Here is a 22,151-nt window from a genome sequence, read left to right as displayed (position 1 = left end):
ATGAAGCAACTGAGCGAAGTCGTCCACTGATCTTTTCTGTGCGGGGGGAATATACTAAGCTCATATACTGGATAGTTCTCAATTATCCAGCAACAAGGCATTGAGGTTTCATGCTTCAGCATTTCAAGCTTGTCTCATTCCTCTTCCTCCTCTTCAAAATAAGCATGGGGATGATCCCGCACAATTGCTCTTGCCAGGTGCAGAGGCGAGGGCCAGCGCAGAGTCCTCTGCCAGTTGGGTGCTATACGGGACAACATGGCAACGCTTTTCAGCAAATCATCTGATTTCCACTCTCCATGTTCCATAATGAACAATTCAGTTGCCCCGAGGGAATGCCAGTCTTTTTTCAGTGCGTTGGAAGGGGCGGCAAAGCGCGTGCTTTTCCTGGCGTTTATGCCCTGATCCATGACTGCTGAGCCGGATAGGATAAAAAACGGAGCATCGGTTTTACGGGGTCGGACCGAGTCAAGGCATTGATTTAAAACAGAAAAAGCCTTGATTGTGATTGTTTTTCAGCCTTAGAATACCTGTTTTGCCATCAAAAAGGCAGCTCTTAGGTTTGAGGTTTACGCAAATATCAGCCCAAGGAGTGCCAACCACTGCTAAATTGGATTGGTGCATTTATGAAGTCAAGATTGCTTAAGCATCTCTACTTCATCGCCGAAACCAAAGGGAGCATGAGCTCCTTATAAATGATCATCATTTATCACTGGATGATAAAATACACTCAAGGAAACAAAGCAAATGAACACCACCCAAAAACCTATAAAATATCTGACTATTAAGGGATTTATGTCCATTAGAGAAATGGAGCGTTTCCCTCTGTACGGGCTGAACGTGCTTATCGGTTCCAACGGGGCAGGAAAAAGCAATCTTGTATCCTATTTTCACATGCTGGGTGAAATGGTTGAGGGCAGGCTGCAGAAATGGACAAGAAATAAGGGCTCGGCAGACCGTATCGTTAGCTTTGGAGCAAAGGAAACCAAGCAAATTCAGTCACTTATTGAGTTTGGACTGAATGGGTACAAATTCACACTTGAGCCGACTGTTGACGGAGGTTTTTCCTTTGGCGAGGAAAAACTTTTTTTTGATGACCCTTATTCTGGTCAAGAATGGACAAACCTGGGCTCCGGGCATGCAGAGTCAAAATTGAAAGATCAGTATGACAATTTTGGAAAGGGCTCAAGGGCAGATTACAGTTATAGCTCTATTGCCAACTGGAAAATATTTCACTTTCACGATACCAGCGACAGCGCTGGAGTCAAAAGACTGGGTTCAGTTCACGATAACGATTATCTACGACCTGATGCATCCAACCTGGCCGCTTTTTTGTATCGTCTCAAGGATAAGCATCCACAGGTATACGCACAGATAAAAAAAACAATAACTCTGGCCATTCCATTTTTTGATGATTTTGTTCTCAAACCCGATGAATTGCCTACCGGGGAACAACAAGTCCGCCTTCTGTGGCGACAGAAAGACAGTGATTATGCTTTCTGGCCCAGCCAGTTATCCGATGGTTCAATCCGCTTTATCTGCCTGGTTACAGCCCTGTTGCAACCTGAACCACCTTCTACAATGATTATTGATGAGCCAGAGCTTGGACTTCATCCCTTCGCCATCAACCTGCTGGGAGCCCTTCTCCGATCAGCCGCTAAAAGGATGCAGATTATTATCTCCACTCAATCTGTTCCCCTTGTTAATGAATTTTCCATTGATGATCTAATCGTTGTGGAAAGAAAATTTGATGCGACAATTCTTAAACGTTACCAAGAAGATGAGTTCAAAACATGGCTGGCTGATTATTCTGTAGGAGAGCTTTGGGAAAAAAATATTCTTGGCGGGAGGCCCGGATCATGATTCGAATACATGTAATCTGTGAAGGCCAGACTGAAGAGCTATTTGTCAATGAGCTGCTCCACAGTCATTTTATTTCAAAGGGTGTCCTTCTTATTCCTGCCTTGATCGGTAAGCCCGGACATAAAGGCGGCAACATGAGGTTTGAGAGGCTGTTGTCTGACATCAGGTCGAGATTGCTGGGTGATACAACAGCTTACTGCACCACCTTTTTTGATTTCTATGGCCTGCCCGGTGATTTTCCCGGCAAAACAGAATCGCTGGAGCATAGTAGTCATGCAGTCAAGGCGCAATGCGTAATCAAAGCTTTTTTTGACAAGATTGAACAGATACTTGGAAAAGATCCAGTTCGCATATTAATTCCATATGTCCAGATGTATGAATTTGAAGGCCTTCTTTTCAGCGACGTACAATCCCTGGCCATAGGGATCAACCGTCCTGATCTTTATGGCCGATTTAAAGTGGTCCGGGCTGTTTTCAACACACCTGAAGAAATCAATGATAATCCGGAAACTTCTCCGAGTAAACGGGTTATGAAATTCTACCCAGGGTATGAAAAACCTATTCACGGCGCATTAGCCGCCATTGAAATGGGTCTTGAAGTTATAAGGGAACAATGCCCGTTATTCAATGGTTGGCTGACCAACCTTGAAAATCTCCAAGAAGAATAATAAGTTTGGAAAACACTTATTTCACCCAGGGGTCTCTGAGACCAGCAACGTGTTATTATTGCTTTTCACCCCAAGAAATGCTCAATTTTGAGACTTACAGGCAACTTTTGCTTTTGATATTGCCCGTATATATGTATAAAATTCTAATATGATTAATTTTATCACCTCGGGATCAAAGCTCTCCTTTACATTTCGCGCTTGACGCGATGTGTAAACATGATCCAGGCTTCAGGCTTTTCGGGGTCGGACCGAGTCAACCCATTGATTCAACATAGAAAAAGCCTTGATTGAGATGGTTTTTCAGCCTTAGAACGTCTATTTTGCTCTCAAAGAGCCCGCCCTAAGGTTTGAGGTTTGTGCAAATATCAGCCCAAGGATGATAAGCTTCTCGCACCCAAACAAACGGACATTGTCCCATGAAAAAGCTGGAACTGTTAGAATTATCAGACTGAACCTGTGAGTAACTGTCTTGATAAGTGGAGCCTGCATCCTGCAGGCTATTAAAACAGGCGGCTGGAAGTCGCCTTCAAATTTGACACAGGGGTTGTTGATCACTTGGGGAGAATGAGACATTTATGCTTAATGTTCAAAAGTATCTGGCAAAGAATTCCTTGGATGATCTGGCACTGGAGTTTGGGGTCAAGGTCAATACCTACGCTGATCGTGTTGTTTTAAATTACTCCATGATCGACTCTCCGCGTTTTCATCCTGTCTGCGATGAGTGCAGGGGGCTGATACTCTCCATGGATGATCTCGGCATTCTTTCCAGATCATTTGATCGCTTCTACAACTATGGTGAAAGTTTGGAGCATAAGGGCATTGATTTCAACACCCTGGTTGCCATGGACAAGGAAGACGGCAGCCTGATCAATGTCTACCATGACGGAGTACGATGGAACGCGGCATCCCGCAAACTGGCGTTTGCAGAGGGGAATACTGACTCAGGTGGAATTTTCTTTGATCTGTTTTGTCAGGCCCTGAGCTGTGATGTACAGAAGGCATTTTCTCATATGCCCCAGGAAAAGACATATATTTTTGAGCTCTGCTCGCGCCAGAACCGAATAGTCAAACGCTACGACTCACCCCAGGCTTATTTGCTGGCAGTCAGGGACAAGTATACTGGAAAGTATGCCGGGCTGGACATGACAGCCGAATTTTCCAGAATTATTTCCAGGCAGGGAGCTTCAGTTCTTCTTCCGGAGACATACAGATTTTCTTCCCTTACAGAGATCATGGATGCCATGAAACAACTTGACACCCTTGACGAGGGGTATGTCTGCGTTGACGAGGCAACAGGGCTTCGCGTAAAGATCAAGAACCCGGCTTATCTTGCTGTGTATCATCTTAGAGAAAATGGGAATATCAACCCAAAACGTATAGTAAACCTCATCTTCATGAACGACCATGAAGAGTATCTGACTTATTTTGAGGAAGACAGAAAGTATTTTCAGCCATACATCCTCGCCTATCAACGATTAATGGACAATATCCGGGAAAACTACGCCCGCTTCAAAGATATTGAAAACCAGAAGGAGTATGCCCTGGCTGTCAAGGATCTGCCAGTAAGGGATATTCTATTTCAGTTACGTCGCGGACGCTCCATAGAGCAAGTGTTTGATTCTCTGTTTGATCATAAGAAAGTAGAGCTTATTGAAGCATTTCTATGAACTGCTGACAGGGCTGTTCACGGATGCCCCCCGGGAATGAAGAATAAACCATATCTGCAGCTATTAAAATATCCATAGGGAGCGAAACCTCCATTTCCTCGGCTGCCTGAACATTTATAGCTATAGTGAACTTTCTTGGTTTTTCCACAGGCATGCTTTTGGGATCTGCACCATTTAGTATGCGCAGACTCATGGCCCCAGTCTGCAGCCCCATACGGTAATAGTTAATACTCAAGGACGCCACTGCCCCTGACTCAACAGAGCTGGAATCAGCCGCATACAGGGGAGCCTTATGGGATGCACAGAGTCTGGCAAGGTCTGCAATGCTGGACACAACATAATTGTCTGTGGATACATAAAGGGCGTCAATATCTTCCAGAATATCCGAAGCTCTGTCTAAGACCATGTCCTGACGGGTGACCGGGGCAGTGACAAGCCTTATTCCATGGTTTTCAGCTATTAATTTCAGGTAATCCTTGATTTTTACCGCATTCTGCTCAAATTCTGAATAAACCATGCCCAGGCTTTCCAGTTTGGGCTGGATCCTGATAATCATATCTAATTGTGCGGCCACAGGGCTCATGTCTGTAAGTCCGGTAACTAATCTGCCAGGACTGTTCAAGTCATCCACTAATCCGGCCCCCACAGGATCGGTAACCGCAGAAAAAACTACAGGTATTGAGGTAACTTTTTCCAAGGCAATTTGTGAAGCCTGAGTGCCTATGGTCAAAATCAGATGGGGAGAATGGTCGGCAATCCATTGCAGGTATTCATGGCTTGTCTCGGAGTTCAGGATGTAGCTTTGGAAAGAGGCGGGTATGTTTTTCTCCGTGAAGTAATCCTGGATGCCCTTGGAAACATCATCAAGAGCAGGATGTTTGATGGACTGAGCTATGATCAGGCGATATTCCGAGGCCTTGGCTGTAGAAATGATTGGGTAAATAAAAAAGGCAGGAGTGTTAAGGATCAGCAGGGAAAAAAGTGTCAGAAGGGTGATTTTCATTTGAGAGTCAAAGGTTCATTGCTTTGTTTCCAAACTGAAACAGATATCCAGGATGTTTTGACCATTTTCTCTTTTGTAACTGATATTGTCAGCCATCTGACGCACCAGGAAAATACCCAGGCCGCCGATTTCCCGGTCTTCAACTGCAAGGGTTGTATCCGGATCCGGCTTGGCAGAAGGATCAAAAGAGCTGCCTTCATCAATAATCCGGATATCAAGCATATTCTGAGGGTTAACCCGCAAACCGGCTTTTATGATGCCTGGAGTGTCGGCCGGGAACGCGTAGTTCATGATGTTCAGCAGGACTTCTTCAAGGATGAGGTCCAGCTTTTGAACTATTTGAGGTGAGGCATTCCTGGCTCTGGCCTGATCAAGTAAAAATTCCTGGAAATGAGCCAGGTTGTCATTAGTGCCTGGAAGGTTAATCCAGGAATATTCATCACTGTCAGATTGCCTCAATGGCTTGCTCCCTGGTATCGTGAATTGTGAAGATTGAAGAAAAGCCGGATATTTCAAAAACCTCCTTGACCATTCCACGCAATGAGCAAAATGCCAGATTTCCATTGTCTGATCTGATTTTTTTGCCAACAGACAGAATGCTTCTGAGACCAGCACTGCTTATGTATTCAACATCCTTAAGGTCAACAATGAAATTTTTATCGCCCTGGGCAATCATTTCAAGACATTTGGTTTCAAAGTCTTGGGCTGTGGTTGTGTCCAATCGCCCGCTTACTGTAATTATTAATGCTTTTTCGTTGGTTATGCTCGCTAATTCCATTTTATCCTCACTAATCATTCTTCCAGGGTCAAGGAAGGGTAAAAGGTTTACACTGCAGGGAGCACGAAAATTTCCGTTTTAAAAAACCGGCTTTGCTTGGGCTGAAAGCCAGTTTGTTTGCTAATGGCTTAACACAAAGTTGGGCAAAAGACTGATATGGTTGATACTGCAACTATTTGTGAAAATTATTTTTTTATTACCTGGCGATCATGGATCGTAAAATTTCTACACATTTACTGCAACTGTGACACATGGCGTACATTTTTTCTGTGAAGTGAATGAGTTGGTGAATATCTTTAAAATCAATTTCAGAATTATAAATTTTTCTGGTCAGTTCATTTTTGGCTCTGAATATTTCATTCTTTTTGTTTCTGATTTTACGGTATTGATCTTTAGTTCCCTGCCGATCGAGGTTCTCAAGGTGAACAAGAGACACAGTATCTTTCAAGGCAGGACCCAGCAGGTACACCATGTTGCCAACATCATCTACAAGATAAATCAGTTCCTTCTGGAATGCCTCGGGTATGATCATAGTCCTCATGGAAAGCCAGTTCAGTGCTTCCTGGGCTGAGTCCAGTATATCGTCCTGAGCGCTTGTATAGCTCAGAAAAAGTACTTTGTCTACTGGCATAAAAAGGCTGCGAGGCAAATGATTTCTTATATAGCGAATAATTTTATCTGCCTGTGACTCCAGGTCGTTCAAGCTGCTTTGCAGACTCTTGAATTCTACGCATTGTCCACCGCCAATATAGCATTCCAATGACTCATTAATTATTTCTACTGACTGTTGAATTTTATCATAATGCTCCAGGAGTCTTTCCATGGGAGATTTCTGAGTGAGGAGCCCAAAAAAATTTAACTTCATCAAACTTTACCTCTTATTGATAACTTGATCTCTTGATGTCCTGTTTCACATTGTAAAAATAATGATAACAGCCTTAACTCGCCAAACTTTTACAAATAAAGTAAGATCTACCTGCGGTCAACCTGATTAACTTCTGCTTCCTCAAGGGGATTCGCATGGTATAGCCCATCAGGGAACAGTCTCCGGAGAGGTTAACTTTATTATGTATGTATACTTTCAGATTTGTGCAGGGGTGTACTTTATCAGATTGCATGAAAACCTCAGCTGATTGGGACTTAAAAAATAGATACGCGTTATTGCAGACTGACACAGTTGTAACTTACCGCCTCAATCCTGTAGCAAAAAACAAGAAAATTTGTAATAGTTTAGCCATTTGCATGTGGCACGGCTTCCTGCCCGGAGGCATACAGCCCGGAGGGGGACTGGCTCTTCCGGGACCCTCTTGTATCAAAAGTGAGACGTTTAAATCACCGTTGACCCTCAAGTGGGGCCCGGAGTGCCTGTCCCCTGCTTTCTTAAATAAAAGCTAAACTATTACGAAAATTTTTAACTTTCATATGAGAAATAATGCCCAATATCCTGATTCTTCAGCCTTCAGCCTTCAGCCTTCAGCCTTCAGCCTCCAGCCTGAAAAATCAGTCAACGCCTCAACTTAACTGTCCCTGTTTAAAATTGGGTTGCGGGCACAGCCCGCATTAGTGGTGTAAAGTGAGTTCAGCAGTTGCATGAGACCCATTTTATCTTAATATATGAAAATCCACTTCAGGATCTGGAAAATAATGATGCAAGTAAAAGCAGCGATGGGAACTGTTAACAACCAATAGCCCACAATACGCAATAGCACTTTGAAATTGACAGCGCTGAAGCCTCTGGCCAGTCCAACACCTGTAACACCTCCAACACAGGCATGAGTGGTGGATACAGGCATACCCATATTTGAGGCTATGAGAACGGTTGTGGCTGCGCTGAAATCAACTGCGAAACCTCGCGTATTGGTTAATGTGGTGATTTTGCTTCCAACAGTGGCAATCACCTTTTTTCCGAGAAGGGCAATACCGGCTGAAAGACCAAGTCCTCCCAGTACGAGCATGAAAATTGGTATTTCTGCGGTCTGTATGAGTTCATGGTGTCTCGCCAGGATGTATATTGCTGCTACAGGGCCAATTGCATTGGCAACATCATTGGCTCCATGGGACAATGCAACATAAGATGAAGTTAAAATCTGGAGTCGTCGGAATATTCCTTCTACTTCCTCTACTTTTTGTTCTTTTTCTCTGGTGATTCTATTAACAATGATTTTGCCGGCGAACCAGGCTGTAATGGCAATAGATGAAGTGGCAAGAAGAGCAGCAGTTCCTGAAAGATTAAGGTCTTGACCTACAGGAGTTTTATATATGAATGAGTAACCAAGAATGAGAGCTGTTAAGCCTATCCAGCGCGGAGCCCAAATCCTGGCCTGGTTCAGAAAATCCTTTTTAAAAAAAATAAACTTTCTGATATGGGAAAAGATAAAATAGGCAATAGAACCTGCAAATAAAGGTGAAATGATCCACGAGAGTACGACTCCGGATAATATCCACCAGTTGACAACTTGTGGGCCGCCAGCAACAACACCAAAACCGAGAATGCTGCCCACAATGGAATGAGTTGATGAGACAGGCAGAGCAGTGAGGCTGGCAATAAGCACCCATAGAGAAGCAGCCATGAGGGCGGAAAACATGCCCAGCATCATGATACGTGGATCAGCTATATGCTCTGGATTAATTATACCCCTTGTTATTGTCGCCGTGACATGGGAACCTAAAAAAACAGCTCCAATAAAGGTCAATGTACCGGCAATGATTACGGCCTGACGAACAGTTATGGCTCTTGCGCCAACAGCTGAAGCCATGGAATTGGCAACATCGTTGGCTCCAAGACTGAAGGCCATAAGGAACCCGGCAGCCATGGACAGATAGAGAAATATGTCAAAAAATTCCACTTGTGCTCATCTTTAGGTTGAGGTTAATTTTAGATTCTATGATTGCATTTTTTGCCAAGTATTAGCACGGCTAACAGAGACTTGCTCTTGGTACCTGTCAACCTCAGTTTGCAGTTCCTTTTAAGACTTTCGTCTGTCACGTATTTGTAACATGAATGAGTTTTTGTCAATAAGTGAACAAACGAACAATATTGTGTCTTTTTTGTTACAGTGTAACGATATTGTCACAAAAGGCACTTTGGGATTTCCCGCTCTTGGCTTGAACAGAACCTATCTGTGGCATTTCCCATTATTTTTTTTGCTACAACTTTACTTTTTTGGGTCAAATCTTTATAATTCTTATTTCAACCTTGGCTTGGACTTTGGCTTGACATTTGGTAATCTTTATGGATTTTGATGTGACTTTTAGAAGCTCCTCACCCGGGCGGCCCGGGACCGAAGGTGGGAGTAACTGTCTTTAAAGTGGAGCCTGCATCCTGCAGGCAATTTAATTCCAGGCGGCTGGAAGCCGCCTCCACATTGAAGAACAGTCCCGTATTTGGACATTGGGACAGTCCCCGCGAGGTACTATATTAAAGATTGATGCTGCATTGGTTTCTGGTAGAGATTTGTTATAATGGAAAAATTTACACAGCGAGGGACAGTCCCCCTCCGGGCAGGAAGCTGTGCCTGGCGCAAAGCTCCCATCTTTGACGAAACTTTTCTGGCAAATGTGCATCATTCAAAGCAAAAATCGTAAAAATATGAAAATTTTAAACGTCTGATTTTATTGACAATATGATTATAGTTACTTGTAAGCTCCTCACCTGGGCGGACCAGGACCGAACCTGCGAGTAACTGTCTTTAAAGTGGAGCCTGCATCCTGCAGGCTATTTAATTCCAGGCGGCTGGAAGCCGCCTCCATCTTGAAAAACAGTCCCATATTTGGAAATTGGGACAGCCTTTGCGAGGGACTATATAATCGGCTATAGTTAATACATGATAACGCAACAGCGATAATTTATTTTGATGGAAGGGGAATGGCTCTTTTACCGTCGGATAGTCCATATGTTTCACGGTTTGAGATCGGCAAAAGTGTCTGCCCCTGGTGCCCGTGGCAATAATTAATAAAAGATCTCGCTGTAGCGTTACAAAACATCTAATAAAAAAGGAGAATGAAATGCAGAATGACAAAGCGTGGAGTCCCTATCTGGCCGGTGCTTTGGCCGGACTTGTATCTGTACTTTCCGTCTGGATAGCTGGACAGTATTTTGGAGCTTCTACCACTTTTGTTAGGGCGGCTGGAATGTTTGAGAGTATTTTTTCCCCTGAAAGGGTGGCTCAAATTGAGTACTATGTTCGTGTAGCACCCCGTGTGGACTGGCAGTGGATGTTTGTGGCAGGCATACTGATCGGATCATTCATCGCTGCCTGGACTTCAGGAACATTTAAAAAACAGTGGGTCCCTGACATGTGGCAAAGCAAGTTCGGAATGACCCCGGTTAAGAGAGGGATAATGGCCTTTTTTGGCGGAGCAATAGCCATGGTGGGAGCAAGAATGGCTGATGGCTGACCCAGTGGTCATGGGTTGAGCGGTACGCTTCAACTATCTGTTAGTGGCTTTATATCTCTTGTATGCTTTTTTGGAGCAGGAATATACATTGCTAATGTTATTTATGGAGGTGGCAAAAAATGAAATTGATTATTCTTGGACTTATTACAGGAATTGCATTTGGATTTCTGCTGCAAAAAGCCAGAGTGGTCAGATATGACAAGCAGCTTGGTGCTTTGAGGCTGATGGATATGACCATTATTAAATTTATGCTGTCGGCAGTTTTGGTCAGCATGGTCGGTGTTTACCTGCTTTACGATCTGGGAGTTGTTGAATTATCCATCAAGTCAACTGTGCTGGGAGCCAATATTGTCGGCGGTATTTTATTCGGTGTCGGATGGGGAATGCTTGGATATTGTCCTGGTACATCTCTCGGAGCACTGGGTGAAGGCCGGCTGGATGCAATCTGGGGTATTCTTGGTATGATTTTTGGTGCCGGCTTTTTTGCCCAGCTTTATCCAGCCATGCAGAATACTGTATATCAATGGGGTGATTTTGGAAAAATTACTCTGCCAGAGATTCTGGGCATTAATCACTGGTTTATTATTGTCGCATTTATTATTGGAGCAATCTTTCTGTTTCGCTGGTTTGAAAGGAAAGGGTTATAAATTCTCACTGGGTGGCCTGCGTGTTAACGCAGGCCTTGCCTTAACTCCGGCGTGACTGCTGCAAAAATTATTAGATTTTTGGTAATTGTTCATCATAGTCGAATCCTGCCTGAGGCTGTGGTTTCAAAAAAATTTTCAGCCACCTGCTGAGTTCGACGTAAAGGCAGGCAGTAAGACAGGCTGATTATTTTCCTCCTGGCGACTTGCCATGTTGTACTGCATGTGCGGACAGCTTTTATGCGGGCAGGTCGTCCGCAGAAAAATATCATGTGTCTGTCTTTTTAGTCTGGCTTATTGTCTGTGGCTAATAATTCTTTATCAGCTTTCAGCTTTCAGCTATCAGCTTTCAGCTTTCAGCTTTCAGCTTTCAGCTTTCAGCTTTCAGCTTTCAGCTTTCAGCTTTCAGCTTTCAGCCAGAAGAGTTAATCTTCATTTCTGAAATGGCAACCAATACTCTTTTTATTACGCATGGCGGCAGTAGTAATAATATATGCTGAATGGCAGCCATGAAAAAGTTCAACTATGGACTTGGAAATAACTGTTTCCTTATAAAAGTCATGCAGTCTTTTATTAAGGTTGCGCAGATCTTCAAACCCTCGCCTGAGCCTGGCAGATGTTCTGTTTATTCCAACGTAATTCCACATGGTATGTTTTATGGTTGCCCAGTCCTGAGCAATCAGAACAGGATCTTCATTGTACTTGGTACCTAAAAATGTCCACTCTGGAACTGATGATCTTATCCGGCGGCTGAGCCTGGCTTTGTTTTTGAATTTTCCAGAAATGTCTTTTGCTGCTGCGTACCCCCACAGCAAACCTTCAAGCAGTGAGGTGCTGGCTAAGCGATTGGCTCCATGGACACCGGTACACGCGCACTCTCCGGCAGCGTAAAGTCTGTCAATACTGGTTTGTCCAGAGACATCAACCAGCACGCCGCCACAAAAATAATGGGCGGCCGGGACAACGGGAACAGGTTCTCTAATGATATCTATGCCTGTTTCAAGGCATTTTTTATAAATAGTTGGAAATCTCTTGTCCGGTTCATCGATAGTGCTGCAGGCATCTAGGTATACAAAATCTTCATTTGTTTTAAGCATTTCATCAATGATGGCCCTGGTTACAATGTCTCGGGGAGCCAGGTCGCCACGGGCATCGTAATTGCTCATAAAGGCCTTGCCTTGGGAGTTGACAAGGATTGCCCCTTCGCCGCGCATGGCTTCTGTGATCAGGAATTTTCTCGGGCTTCTGTGAAAAAGAGCTGTGGGATGAAACTGAACATATTCCAGGTTCATCATTCTTGCGCCGGCTCTTTGGGCCATTACAATTCCAGAGCCTACAGATGATGATGTATTGGTTGTATTAAGATAAATTTGACCGATTCCCCCTGTGGCAATGATGGTGAAGTCGGCCAGGATGGTGCGGACGCTGCCGCTGTCCTGATCAAGAACATAAGCACCTGTGCATTGATTGGGCAGTTGGTATTTGATTTCCAGTTCTGTGGAGTGATGGTGTGTGGTTAAGATGTCAATGGCAGTCTGGTTGTTGAGTACGGTTATGTTGGGGTGCTCAGGTACTGCTTTTAAAAAAGCATCCATGATGCCTCGTCCGGTATAGTCAGCGCAATGAAGGATGCGGGCCAGGCTGTGGCCTCCTTCTCTGGTCAAGTCATATTTATTGCCTGCCTGTGCAAAAGGCACCTTGAGTCTGTCAAGCAGAACCTTGCGGACAATGTTCGGACCTTTACGGCTGAGAAACTTTACAGCCTTCACATGATTAAAATTCCAGCCGGCTGTCAAAATATCCTTCTCAAGCAGACGCGGGTCATCATCATCTGTGGTATAGACAATACCACCCTGGGCCAGGGCCGTGTTGCCATCATCCATGGTAGTTCCTGCACATAGCAACAGCACTTCCAACCCTGATTCAGCAAGGGTAAGGGCTGCACATGATCCGGCAATGCCTGAGCCAATAATCAAAATTTGAGTATGAATGGTATCACTCATGATGCAGTCACCCTGAGCATGGTCTCCACAGCTTTATTAGCATTGGATATGAGGGAAGGGTTAACTTGAACAGCATTATCGGAAGACAGGTTTTCCAGGCAACTGCTTAATAATTCCGGGGTAATTTTGGCCATATTGCTGCAATAGCCAGCGCCGAGAGGCAGTATATTCTTGTCCGGATGTTTCTGCTTTAATCGAAGAACAAGATTGTCTTCTGTACCGATATAGATTGTGCTGCCTGGAACTGCCTGTTCAACAAAAGATATGATTTTGGAGGTAGAACCCGATGCATGAGCCATGTCTACTACATGGGGATGGCTTTCAGGATGGACCACTATCAAGGCTTCAGGGCTTTTATGCATGATTTCCATTACATTTCCGGCTTTTAGTCGGAAATGTACAGCACAGACCCCAGGCCAAAAAAGAATTTTTTTTGATGCCAGGTTTGCAGGATTAATGTTGCTTCCTTTTTTCCTGATATCTATGGTCTGCGTCATGCTGTCAGGGATGTTGCACCGGGCAGATACATTTCGGCCAAGGTTTTGGTCAGGTAAAAACAGTACCTGGTCACCTTGAGTCAAGGCCCATGTGAGCATTTTGGATGCATTTGATGAGGTGCAGACGCTTCCCCCGTATTCACCGCAAAGAGCTTTTACTCCTATTGATGAATTTACATAAGCAAGAGGTATAACTCTTTGGTGATGATTAAGCTTCTGGAGTATATTATTGACAAGATAATCAGGTGCCATATCTGCCATTACACATGTTGCTCCAAGATCAGGAGAAAAGATTTTTTGTCTTGGACCAGCAAGCACAGCTGCTGTCTCGGCCATAAAATCCACACCACAAAATACAATATACTCTGCCTCTAACTCAGGGATTGCTGCCGCGAGTTGCAATGAATCTCCCACTAAATCTGCATGTTCAACAATGGCATCACTTTGATAATGGTGGGCCAGAATAGCAAGGTTGGATCCAAATTTGTCTTTGAAGAGTTGAATATTTTTTGAGTGCATTGTTAAAGCCTTGTGTAAAAAAAGCTATGAAGTAGCTAAGCTGGTGTTATGGTCATGCTGATATCTACAGACCTGGCTGAGTGGGTTAAAGCGCCGGAAGAAATGAAGTCAGGATTAAGTTCTGCTGTCTGTTTAAGATTGTCCAGCGTAATGCGTCCGCTTATTTCAGATTCAATTGATTGTGGAATAAATTCTAAAGCAGCCTGCATTTCATCATGACTCATATTATCAAGCATAATTCTTTGCACTTTAGCCTGCACAGCCTCCTGAACATCGTTGATAGTTCTGCATTCAACCTCTATGGCCGGACACGGAGAATAAGCTTTTCTAAGAAGGTTCACAGCCTTGGTTATGCTGCCGCAATGATCAATATGGTTATCCTTGAGCATGAGCATCTCTTGCAGATTCAATCTGTGATTTTCAGCTCCGCCCACGAGCACAGCATACTTTTCTGGATAGCGCAAGCCAGGAGTGGTTTTTCTTGTATCTAACAGCCTGACCTTACTGCCTGAAAGTTGTTTACAAAATTTATCAGTTTGGCTGGCAATACCACTTAGCTTAGATAACATGTTCAGAATTATCCGTTCAGACTTAAGAATTTTACGGGTATGTCCGTGAATTGAAATTAACTTACTGCCTGTTTGGACTTGTGACCCTTCGTTGGTATGAAATACAATTTTAGATTCTCCGTTTGTTCTCTTTAGAATTTCCTGTATAATGGGCAGTCCTGCAACAATAAAATCCTCTTTGGCAATCACGCAGGCATTGGCAAGGCTTTCTAATGGAAACACAGCGTTGGAGGTCAGATCTTCACCGTCTTCATCAAAAGCCAGGTCAATGATTTCATGTAGACAAAGAAGGGCTTTTTTCTGAAAAAAGTTGCTGAAAAGTGTAAATGTATTCATGAGTAGTATAGTATAATACTCAGGGATGGTGAAATGTAAAGAAGGGAATATTGTGAAATGTGGAACAAAAAGCAGGGACGCTTGGTATAAGCGCCCCTGCAAGGGAAGCCAGGCACCCGAAAACAACTGTTACCGCTGCTCCCTTTCGGGCCTGACGGGGTTGGCAGCGTTTCCGCCGCCCGGCTTCCCTTAAACAATAAGCCTGTTCACATAAGTAGAAAAGATCAGTATTTTTGAGCAATCAGAGCAAAAAAGTGAGGAAGCATGACTTTGCTCATAAATATTATCAGCTTGTTAAAAAAATAGCAGTCAGGGAAAACAAGCATGACATTTTTTTTGAAAATGGCGGAGAGGGAGAGATTCGAACTCTCGAGACGGGATTAGCGCCTACACGATTTCCAATCGTGCTCCTTCGGCCAGCTCGGACACCTCTCCGCATGATGTGTGGCATGCTAGAGCGAACATTGTTTCGCTCAATTATCCTGTATAATATTCGCCCAAATGTAGAAAATTTACTGGTAATATGCCACAGAGTTTTCCAAAAAAACTTTGCGATACCTATAAGCATCTCAGGCAGATGTCAAGACTTATATTTTTTGCCAGATTGGCGAATGATATGTATAAGTTGGTTAGGGAAAAAGTAATTTGTATTTTATGGGCCGAAAAAATGACTTGAGTGTCAGCAGAGAAATTACTGAGCGACATAAAGTGAAGTTGAAATATTGGGCAGAAATAGGGAATAAATTCTAAAAATAAACAAAAAGGCTTAGAAGTGAATACCTCTAAGCCCTTGATTTTATTGGTAGCGGGGGCAGGATTTGAACCTACGATCTTCGGGTCGTGAGAGAATCCTATCCCTAATGTTATTCAAATGGGGCTTTATCCCACATTGGCGCAAAGACAAAAAAAAGGTTTTGACATCATCCTCTCCCTGAAGGAAGAGGATTCCCTTTTAAACGATATTCATTCGACTTAACCAAGTAAAAACTTCCCTGCCCGATACTCCGACCAGTAGATGTTGTTACTGTCTAAGAGATGAAAGCCGACATGTCCACCGTATTTAGGTATTTCCAGAAAAAGATTAGGATTTTTTGAGGCCTGTTCCAGGGGAAAACAAGATGGAGTCAGAAAGGGATCATCCTGGGCCTGTACCAGGAGACTTGGAATACGAATGTTTTTCAAAAAATGGAGGCATGACGCCTTGGCATAGTAATCCTCAGCGTCCCGGAACCCATTCAGCGGGGCTGTGTAACGATTGTCGAAATCGCGAAAGGTCCATGTCCTGTTCAGATCCCTTGGATCAACGACCTGGGGGAACATCTTTGCTTTCAACCTTATCTTCGCTCTGAGACTGCGCATGAAGTACATGACATAAATGCGGCTTATGGTTGAGTCCAGCTTGGCAGAAGATGCGGATAAATCGCAAGGCACGGAAAAGACTGTAGCGGCCCGGATCTGGGAAGGGACCTGTTCAGGATTTTCGCCCAGATACTTGAGCAGCTGATTTCCTCCCATGCTGAATCCAACAAGAAAAACATTTTCATATCCCTTTTTGATAACATGGCGGATTATCGTATCCAGGTCATCAGTCACTCCACTGTGGTACAGACGGGGCAGACGATTAGGAGTGCCAGAGCATCCCCGAAAATTCATGCACACCGCGTCAATTCCCAGCAGGGTTAAACGTCTGGCCATACCCAGAGGGTATTTTTTGCGCGAATTGCCTTCCAGACCATGATTTATAAGTACGACCGTTTTGTTATTTGATTGTGGTTTTATATGCCAGTCAATATCCAAGAAGTCTCCATCTGGCGTGTCTATTCTTTCCGGGACAGGGTCAGTATCAGGCACAGGACGAAATAGGGCGGGATAAATAGTGTGTAGATGACCGTTTTTAAACGGTTGAGCTGGAGTGTAGTTGGGGCTTGGCAAAACTGGCATTGTCTAACATCTGATTTCTTTGTGTAAACAGTTCTATTGAAGAAAGCAAGAACATTCCCTATGAACGTGACCTTATTCATCAATTATTGGATATGGTTGGTGTAAAAATGGGGAATACTGCTTGGTTGGAGTGTTGAACACTCTTTAGATCAAGTTACAAATTAATCTGATCATTATTCAGAACAAAAAATTGTATCTGCAAGCAGCTCGGCTATGGCGTGACCCTTCATCTCTTAAATGGTTGAACACAAGACTCTGTAATAGCTGAACCATCTTATCTTCAGAGACTCCAGCCTTTTTCCATATCTTTTGAGCCTTCCATTGTTTTCTGGTCCATCCAGGATTGCCCAAGGTTTTTCTTGTTGGTGTTTGTCTTTCAGAGCCATAGGCGATTATTTCTTTTGGGACATTATACCTAAACCCGGAACATAACACCTGGATCAGCAGCTCCGGGAGGCAGGTAGTCTCCATAATTCAGGAGGTTGGACTATCCTAGAAATATAGCCGCAAACTAGCATCACAATCCATATAGCAAAGTGAATAATTATATTCTTGAATAGCTTATCTTTCTTTTAAGTGATCGAAAGTGACAGCCCCAGTGGGGGCTTGTCCCTTTCTACAGGAGCCAAAAAGAATAATTATCGCTGTGTTATTACGAAAAACCCACACTCTTACGTTTGCATAAATACGCCGCGACTTGGACCTTTTTTACTGTTTATCCGGCACCCACTTAAGTGAGTATTATCCAGGCATAAGTCTTTAGTGGCGCTCTAAGTGGGTAGCGGGACTGTCGTTTGGAATTTTTAGACAAACTACCTATTATGGGATTTCTTGAAGGGTTATTCCTGGAGCCGGCCTTGTGCATTTTACCGGTTGCCGGCCCAGGTTTTGGATTAGTGTAAACATTTGCTCCAGCATTTATCGAGATATATATTGCACTTTTGGGGAGTGCGATCGAGTCTTAAGCACTGGCGGTGCTGGCTTGCGCAGATAATCAGGCACTCCTCTATGGATTCGTAGGGCGTGAAGGTGTTTGCAGAGCCGAAATTCGAATACGATTCCAGGTATTCTGGACTACACTGTGCTAAACACTGTTCGAGGGCCTCTTGGATGACGTCCTCATCCCCGTATTTTATGGTGTATTCTATGGCCGGTTCCAAACAGTTTTCCATACATTGTTCAGTACCGTTGTTCTGGCTCCAGGCCGGGGACGCTGGAAGCGCGGCCAGCATCGCCAGCATTGGCAGGATGGCAAGAATGTGCTTCATAAGGCATCCTTTCTTGAGTTTAAGTTGCGGGAATAGTGGGGGGATTTTGCCCTTGCCTGAATATTAACCAGCTTTGGCAGGAGTTTTCAAGAGTTTTTATGGTGGCTGGAGTGGTTGTGAAGGGAGTCGTGGCTGCATTTGGTCAAAATGATTTGACCGGCCTGGTTGAGGGTATATGGGGGCAAGGCTACGTGCATGTTTTGACAAAAGTTCAGCCCTGCCTGAGTCTTCAAGCTTTGCTATGCCAGTCTTCAGAATAATCGGTTAGTGCAGTTTTAGGCGACCACAAGTTTCTTAACTCTGAGCTTTTTACGATGCTGTTCAGCATGCCGGAGTTCATATTGGGACTGCTGGTTCAGCCAACTTTCCGCAGAGGTATTAAAGGCAATGGAAAGACGTATAGCCATCTCGGGACTAATACCAGCCTTACCATTCAGCACAGCACTCAAAGTTTTACGGCTTACTCCCAGCGCTTCAGCCGCCGCCGTAACCGTAAGACCAAGTGGCTCCAAACAAAGCTCGCGCAATACTTCACCTGGGTGGGGAGGATTATACATCAACATAAATGACTCCTTAATGGTAATCTTCTATTTCGGCATCTCCGTTCTCAAACAAAAACGTCACTCGCCAGTTACCACTGACCTTCACTGACCAGAAGCCGTCGCGATTACCGGAGAGTTTGTGCAACCGAAGATCTGGCAGGTCCATATCTTTGGGATCTGTCGCTGCATTTAGCCGACCGAGAATAAGCCGAAGCCTCTTTGCCTGAGCATAGACGATCCAGTGGATGCTGTATTCAAGGGGCTGGGCTTGGAGTAGGAATGACCTACTCCAAGCCCACCAATAAGGTGACAGTGACTTGCGGTCCACCTTCCAGCCTGAACCTGGTTTCAGTTGTTCCGCTTCAGGTCCGGCACAGATATTATCCCGCTCACCTCCCCGGAAAGAGGATGTCAACCTTTCACTGTCCGGCGCGGACCGGCCACACGTGGCTGTAGGGGGCCTTGCGGTAGTGCACGTAGACGTTGCCCATGTGCACGCCACATGCGTGGTCCGCCATGTCCGGGTAGGGCGTGCTGGACCAGTAGCCTAACCTATTGAGCCCGGTAAAGGGATGTCCGCCTTGAATTGCATGGTATAAAGCCACAAGCTCATCCTTGCTCGGCAGCCGCCATCCTCCAATACCGGAGATGCTGAAAGACTCGCACCTGGACATGGCGTCATACCAATTCAATTCGCCGAACAGGTTGGCATTCTTGGTCCACATCAGCCCCGTCACCGTGTCCGTCACCGTCCCGTTCCCATTGTCCACGAACCGCTGGGCCTGGGCTTCGCCGGACATGACCAGTCCGGTCAGGCAGAGTACGAATGCCAGGGCCGCTGTTCCGAAAAGCTTTCTCCACATTTTCCTCATGATGTTCCTCCTTAATGGTCAGGTGTTGATGTTTTCCAAACATTAAGCATGCTCCATTTCATGACGAGAAGCAGTTTAATTCCAAAATCGGAATGTCGCAACAAAAATCGCTACCACCCTGATATCCTGATACCGCAGCAGCCTTCAGCCGTCTTCAGCCCGCCATGTCCGGCTACGAGGCACTCAGCTTCGACATAGGGCGCCTGATGGCACGCATCAGGGTTGAGTCAATTAACGTTCCTGACAGCACGAACTTAGTAGTAGTCAAATGTCTTCGGTTCAAGGCCGGTCTCGCCAGAGGGAGCCACGAGCCAGGCAAGCTCATCAGGTACGGAGGTATTCGACCAGTATGCGAAGCTGATCACTGTAAGCAAACCGCGGCACTGTGCTGAACCGTACACTCCCTGCAACTCATGCTTCTCCGGCAATCGCCAGTCATAATGACCTCCGAGGCCTTGGGTGGAACTGATGTGCGGCACGGAAGCCCTGTACCATGTCATGGGGCCTCCCGTGGCTTTCTGCCACATCAGACCTCTATTCGTGTCCGTCACTGTCCCGTTACCGTTATCCACGCACTGCTGGGCAAAGGCCGTATCGGAAATGATCAGCCCGCTCAGGCAGATCATCACCGCCAGAACTGTAATCGATAGAAGCTTCTTCATGTTTTTTTCTCCTGTTTAGGTTGGACCGTAGGGGCTTGCATCTCGTTAAGCACGACCCATCCCATGGCAAAACTTTATGAATCTAAAATCATACATGTAAGCGACAACAGACATCCCGGATTACTGATAGTTGTTAACGCATTTTGTTAATGCAATCCGGAATGGAACTTCCGCTCATCTCCACACAGTTCCATCCTGAATCAGGGTAATATCCGCATTGCGAGTTCCCTGAAGTTACCTGACCGATGACTCCGGAAGGAATATAGCTGGAGAGAGCCTCACGGGGAATGTCCCTTATCACCGTGCCCTTGCTGCCATCGACAAAACCGTTTCCGCAGTTGCCATATGAAGGAACGAACAGAATCCAAAATTTAATACCTTTACACCTGCAGGCGTAATTCTCGTCAGCCAATGCAGGTGTGAACGCTGTAAAGACCAGGGCACAGGCGATGATCAGCGCACAGGCAAGTTTTTCGAATCCGTTTTCCGCATTGTAATCATAATCGTTCCTCTTTGGTTGGTTGGGTGGTGATATTATCAGTATAAAAGCACTATCTATGCCATACAATAAAACTCTTAAAATCAGCACGTTGCGTAAAGAAGCAGCCGCGATCAGCCTTAAGTTGGAGCCAACTTGGTTGGCAGTAGTTGGCACTGGGTTTGTTGGCAGTTCAGAAAATTCGAGTTACGAAATCAGTGGAGGGAGTTTCTGCCTGTGTCGGTAAATAAGCAGTACAGGAAAGTAATAGCAAGAATTTTATGAGGCTGGGCCTGTGGAGAAGGCCGCTGTAGTTGCTTCGGGCAGAGTATTTTGACTGGCTTGGTTGAGGGTACATGGTGGTCCAGACTACGTGCATTCACTTACAGAAGTCCAAAACTGCCTAAATTGTCAAGCTTTCTTTTGTCAGTCTTCAAAATTATCATAAGCAAAAAATACTGGTCATTCCTCTGACCCAAACACTTTTTCAATGTGATTGAGTAATCAAGACTCTGCAACAGTTGAATCATTTTGTCCACAGTAACTTCAGCCCTTTTCCACACATCATTTTGGCTTTCCATTGTTTTTTGGTCCATCCCAGAATCGCCCAAGGTTTTTCCCTTCAGAGTTATAGGCGATCATTTTGGTATATGGATATCCTGCCTGCCCCGGATCGTGACACCTGGATCAGCATACCCGGGAGACAGGTAGTCTTCAAAAATCATGGGCCTGGACTACCCCAGAAATATAGCCGGAGGCTTGGGTAACCGTTGTTAGCGTGAGACTGCCATCATAATTTTCAGACAGAATGCAGGACTTGTGATGTCAAGGGAAGTACATCTTTCCAGTCGCTGGAAAGATGTTCTGCACGCCAAAGATCGTAGCTCTTCTGGAGGTTGAGCCACAAGCCTGGTGTCGTGCTTAGGGCTCGTGAGAGCCTGAGGGCCATGTCAGGAGTCACTGAGCCTCGTTCATTCAATATCTTTGACAAGGTTTTTCTGGATACGCCAAGTGTTTCAGACATGCTGGTTATAGAAATGTTTAGTGGTTCCAAATAATCTTTCTTCAGAATATATCCGGGATGGGATGGCTGTCTTTTCATTGTCATCATAATAGTCACCTTTTAATGGTAATCATCATAGTCAACGACATAAGCATCGCTATCTATGAATTTAAAAAATATTCTCCAATTTCCCGAGACCCGGACGGAATATTGTCCCTTAAGTTTTCCTGATAGCTTATGCAGGTAGGACCCTGGGAAGTTCATATCAATTATGTCATTTGCAGCGTTCAGTCGATCCAGGATTCTGGATATTTTGTCTGCATGCTCGGGACTAATGCCTCTTGTTGATCCATAATAATAAAATACTTCAAGTCCCTTATGCTTAAAGGATTTAATCATACAGAATTATGTAACCGCAATGGTTACGAATGTCAACCTTTGAA

At 44.7% G+C, this 22,151-nt stretch carries 23 protein-coding genes, 1 tRNA gene and 1 other RNA gene; 5 read left to right on the top strand and 20 right to left on the bottom strand.

Annotation, left to right across the window (positions count from 1 at the left end):
* Positions 1-134: 134 nt before the first annotated feature.
* The gene (locus tag LZ23_RS08720; RefSeq protein ID WP_045213361.1) at positions 135-407 is read right to left on the bottom strand and encodes an RNaseH domain-containing protein; all 273 of its coding nucleotides are present in this window, start codon (positions 405-407) and stop codon (positions 135-137) included.
* Positions 408-744: 337 nt separating this feature from the next.
* On the opposite strand from LZ23_RS08720, the gene LZ23_RS08715 reads away from it, so the two are divergent.
* From LZ23_RS08715 to LZ23_RS08700, 3 genes are all read left to right on the top strand, one after another.
* On the top strand, positions 745-1,860 hold the full coding sequence (locus LZ23_RS08715) for an AAA family ATPase (RefSeq protein ID WP_045213359.1): 1,116 nt from the start codon (positions 745-747) through the stop codon (positions 1,858-1,860).
* The gene (locus LZ23_RS08710) at positions 1,857-2,528 is read left to right on the top strand and encodes a DUF4276 family protein (protein ID WP_045213358.1); all 672 of its coding nucleotides are present in this window, start codon (positions 1,857-1,859) and stop codon (positions 2,526-2,528) included. The genes LZ23_RS08715 and LZ23_RS08710 overlap by 4 nt, the downstream gene beginning before the upstream one ends.
* A gap of 575 nt (positions 2,529-3,103) precedes the next feature.
* Positions 3,104-4,195: an RNA ligase gene (locus LZ23_RS08700; RefSeq protein ID WP_045213355.1), complete on the top strand. Its 1,092-nt coding sequence runs from the start codon at positions 3,104-3,106 to the stop codon at positions 4,193-4,195.
* Here the strand turns inward: LZ23_RS08700 and LZ23_RS08695 are convergent.
* The 5 genes from LZ23_RS08695 to LZ23_RS08670 all read right to left on the bottom strand — a co-directional run bounded on the left by LZ23_RS08695 (position 4,176) and on the right by LZ23_RS08670 (position 8,822).
* Positions 4,176-5,198, bottom strand: a complete 1,023-nt coding sequence (locus LZ23_RS08695; protein ID WP_052507250.1) for an ABC transporter substrate-binding protein — start codon at positions 5,196-5,198, stop codon at positions 4,176-4,178. The two genes, LZ23_RS08700 and LZ23_RS08695, sit on opposite strands and share 20 nt — an antisense overlap.
* 15 nt (positions 5,199-5,213) lie before the next feature.
* The gene (locus LZ23_RS08690; RefSeq protein ID WP_052507249.1) at positions 5,214-5,657 is read right to left on the bottom strand and encodes an ATP-binding protein; all 444 of its coding nucleotides are present in this window, start codon (positions 5,655-5,657) and stop codon (positions 5,214-5,216) included.
* A complete protein-coding gene (locus tag LZ23_RS08685; protein WP_232300445.1) occupies positions 5,644-5,994 on the bottom strand; it encodes an STAS domain-containing protein in 351 nt (116 codons plus the stop codon). Before LZ23_RS08685 ends, LZ23_RS08690 begins: the two co-directional genes overlap by 14 nt.
* 178 nt (positions 5,995-6,172) lie before the next feature.
* Positions 6,173-6,841 (bottom strand): DUF47 domain-containing protein, encoded by a 669-nt coding sequence (locus tag LZ23_RS08680; protein WP_045213352.1) that lies wholly within the window; start codon positions 6,839-6,841, stop codon positions 6,173-6,175.
* Between the two features lie 742 nt (positions 6,842-7,583).
* A complete protein-coding gene (locus LZ23_RS08670) occupies positions 7,584-8,822 on the bottom strand; it encodes an inorganic phosphate transporter (protein WP_045213349.1) in 1,239 nt (412 codons plus the stop codon).
* Between the two features lie 1,159 nt (positions 8,823-9,981).
* On the opposite strand from LZ23_RS08670, the gene LZ23_RS08665 reads away from it, so the two are divergent.
* Together LZ23_RS08665 and LZ23_RS08660 are read left to right on the top strand one after the other, a co-directional pair.
* Positions 9,982-10,497: a YeeE/YedE thiosulfate transporter family protein gene (locus LZ23_RS08665; protein ID WP_157493151.1), complete on the top strand. Its 516-nt coding sequence runs from the start codon at positions 9,982-9,984 to the stop codon at positions 10,495-10,497.
* Complete coding sequence (locus LZ23_RS08660; RefSeq protein ID WP_045213348.1) at positions 10,494-11,021, top strand: DUF6691 family protein; 528 nt, start codon at positions 10,494-10,496, stop codon at positions 11,019-11,021. The genes LZ23_RS08665 and LZ23_RS08660 overlap by 4 nt, the downstream gene beginning before the upstream one ends.
* A gap of 422 nt (positions 11,022-11,443) precedes the next feature.
* On the opposite strand, the gene nadB is transcribed toward LZ23_RS08660, so the two are convergent.
* The 14 genes from nadB to LZ23_RS08585 form a co-directional block, all read right to left on the bottom strand.
* On the bottom strand, positions 11,444-13,021 hold the full coding sequence (gene nadB, locus LZ23_RS08650) for an L-aspartate oxidase (protein WP_045213347.1): 1,578 nt from the start codon (positions 13,019-13,021) through the stop codon (positions 11,444-11,446).
* Positions 13,018-14,037: a quinolinate synthase NadA gene (gene nadA, locus LZ23_RS08645; RefSeq protein ID WP_045213346.1), complete on the bottom strand. Its 1,020-nt coding sequence runs from the start codon at positions 14,035-14,037 to the stop codon at positions 13,018-13,020. The genes nadB and nadA overlap by 4 nt, the downstream gene beginning before the upstream one ends.
* Before the next feature lie 35 nt (positions 14,038-14,072).
* Positions 14,073-14,942: a carboxylating nicotinate-nucleotide diphosphorylase gene (gene nadC, locus LZ23_RS08640; protein WP_045213345.1), complete on the bottom strand. Its 870-nt coding sequence runs from the start codon at positions 14,940-14,942 to the stop codon at positions 14,073-14,075.
* A gap of 96 nt (positions 14,943-15,038) precedes the next feature.
* An RNA gene (gene ffs, locus LZ23_RS23385) (signal recognition particle sRNA small type) lies at positions 15,039-15,134 on the bottom strand.
* 151 nt (positions 15,135-15,285) lie between these two features.
* A tRNA-Ser gene (locus tag LZ23_RS08635) sits at positions 15,286-15,377 on the bottom strand.
* A gap of 537 nt (positions 15,378-15,914) precedes the next feature.
* Positions 15,915-16,739: a YheT family hydrolase gene (locus LZ23_RS08630; RefSeq protein WP_332308272.1), complete on the bottom strand. Its 825-nt coding sequence runs from the start codon at positions 16,737-16,739 to the stop codon at positions 15,915-15,917.
* 1,037 nt (positions 16,740-17,776) lie between these two features.
* Positions 17,777-18,151 carry a hypothetical protein gene (locus LZ23_RS08625; protein WP_045213341.1) on the bottom strand — a complete coding sequence of 125 codons (375 nt, stop codon included), beginning with the start codon at positions 18,149-18,151 and terminating at the stop codon, positions 17,777-17,779.
* Between the two features lie 275 nt (positions 18,152-18,426).
* On the bottom strand, positions 18,427-18,714 hold the full coding sequence (locus LZ23_RS08620; protein WP_045213339.1) for a HigA family addiction module antitoxin: 288 nt from the start codon (positions 18,712-18,714) through the stop codon (positions 18,427-18,429).
* A 10-nt stretch (positions 18,715-18,724) separates the two neighbouring features.
* The gene (locus tag LZ23_RS25310; RefSeq protein WP_269745169.1) at positions 18,725-19,021 is read right to left on the bottom strand and encodes a type II toxin-antitoxin system RelE/ParE family toxin; all 297 of its coding nucleotides are present in this window, start codon (positions 19,019-19,021) and stop codon (positions 18,725-18,727) included.
* Positions 19,022-19,112: 91 nt separating this feature from the next.
* Positions 19,113-19,565, bottom strand: a complete 453-nt coding sequence (locus tag LZ23_RS22490) for an Lcl C-terminal domain-containing protein (RefSeq protein WP_052507248.1) — start codon at positions 19,563-19,565, stop codon at positions 19,113-19,115.
* A gap of 254 nt (positions 19,566-19,819) precedes the next feature.
* Positions 19,820-20,227: an Lcl C-terminal domain-containing protein gene (locus LZ23_RS08605; RefSeq protein WP_045213338.1), complete on the bottom strand. Its 408-nt coding sequence runs from the start codon at positions 20,225-20,227 to the stop codon at positions 19,820-19,822.
* Between the two features lie 133 nt (positions 20,228-20,360).
* Positions 20,361-20,795: a hypothetical protein gene (locus LZ23_RS08600; protein ID WP_045213337.1), complete on the bottom strand. Its 435-nt coding sequence runs from the start codon at positions 20,793-20,795 to the stop codon at positions 20,361-20,363.
* Positions 20,796-21,504: 709 nt separating this feature from the next.
* A complete protein-coding gene (locus tag LZ23_RS08590) occupies positions 21,505-21,816 on the bottom strand; it encodes a HigA family addiction module antitoxin (RefSeq protein WP_198145941.1) in 312 nt (103 codons plus the stop codon).
* 12 nt (positions 21,817-21,828) lie between these two features.
* Positions 21,829-22,107, bottom strand: a complete 279-nt coding sequence (locus LZ23_RS08585) for a type II toxin-antitoxin system RelE/ParE family toxin (RefSeq protein ID WP_045211767.1) — start codon at positions 22,105-22,107, stop codon at positions 21,829-21,831.
* Positions 22,108-22,151 lie beyond the last annotated feature (44 nt).

Origin of the sequence: Desulfonatronovibrio magnus (assembly GCF_000934755.1) — a bacterium.
Lineage (GTDB): Bacteria > Desulfobacterota > Desulfovibrionia > Desulfovibrionales > Desulfonatronovibrionaceae > Desulfonatronovibrio > Desulfonatronovibrio magnus.
The sequence above is the reverse complement of the archived record's forward strand: the minus strand, read 5'-3'. Positions and strand labels throughout refer to the sequence as shown.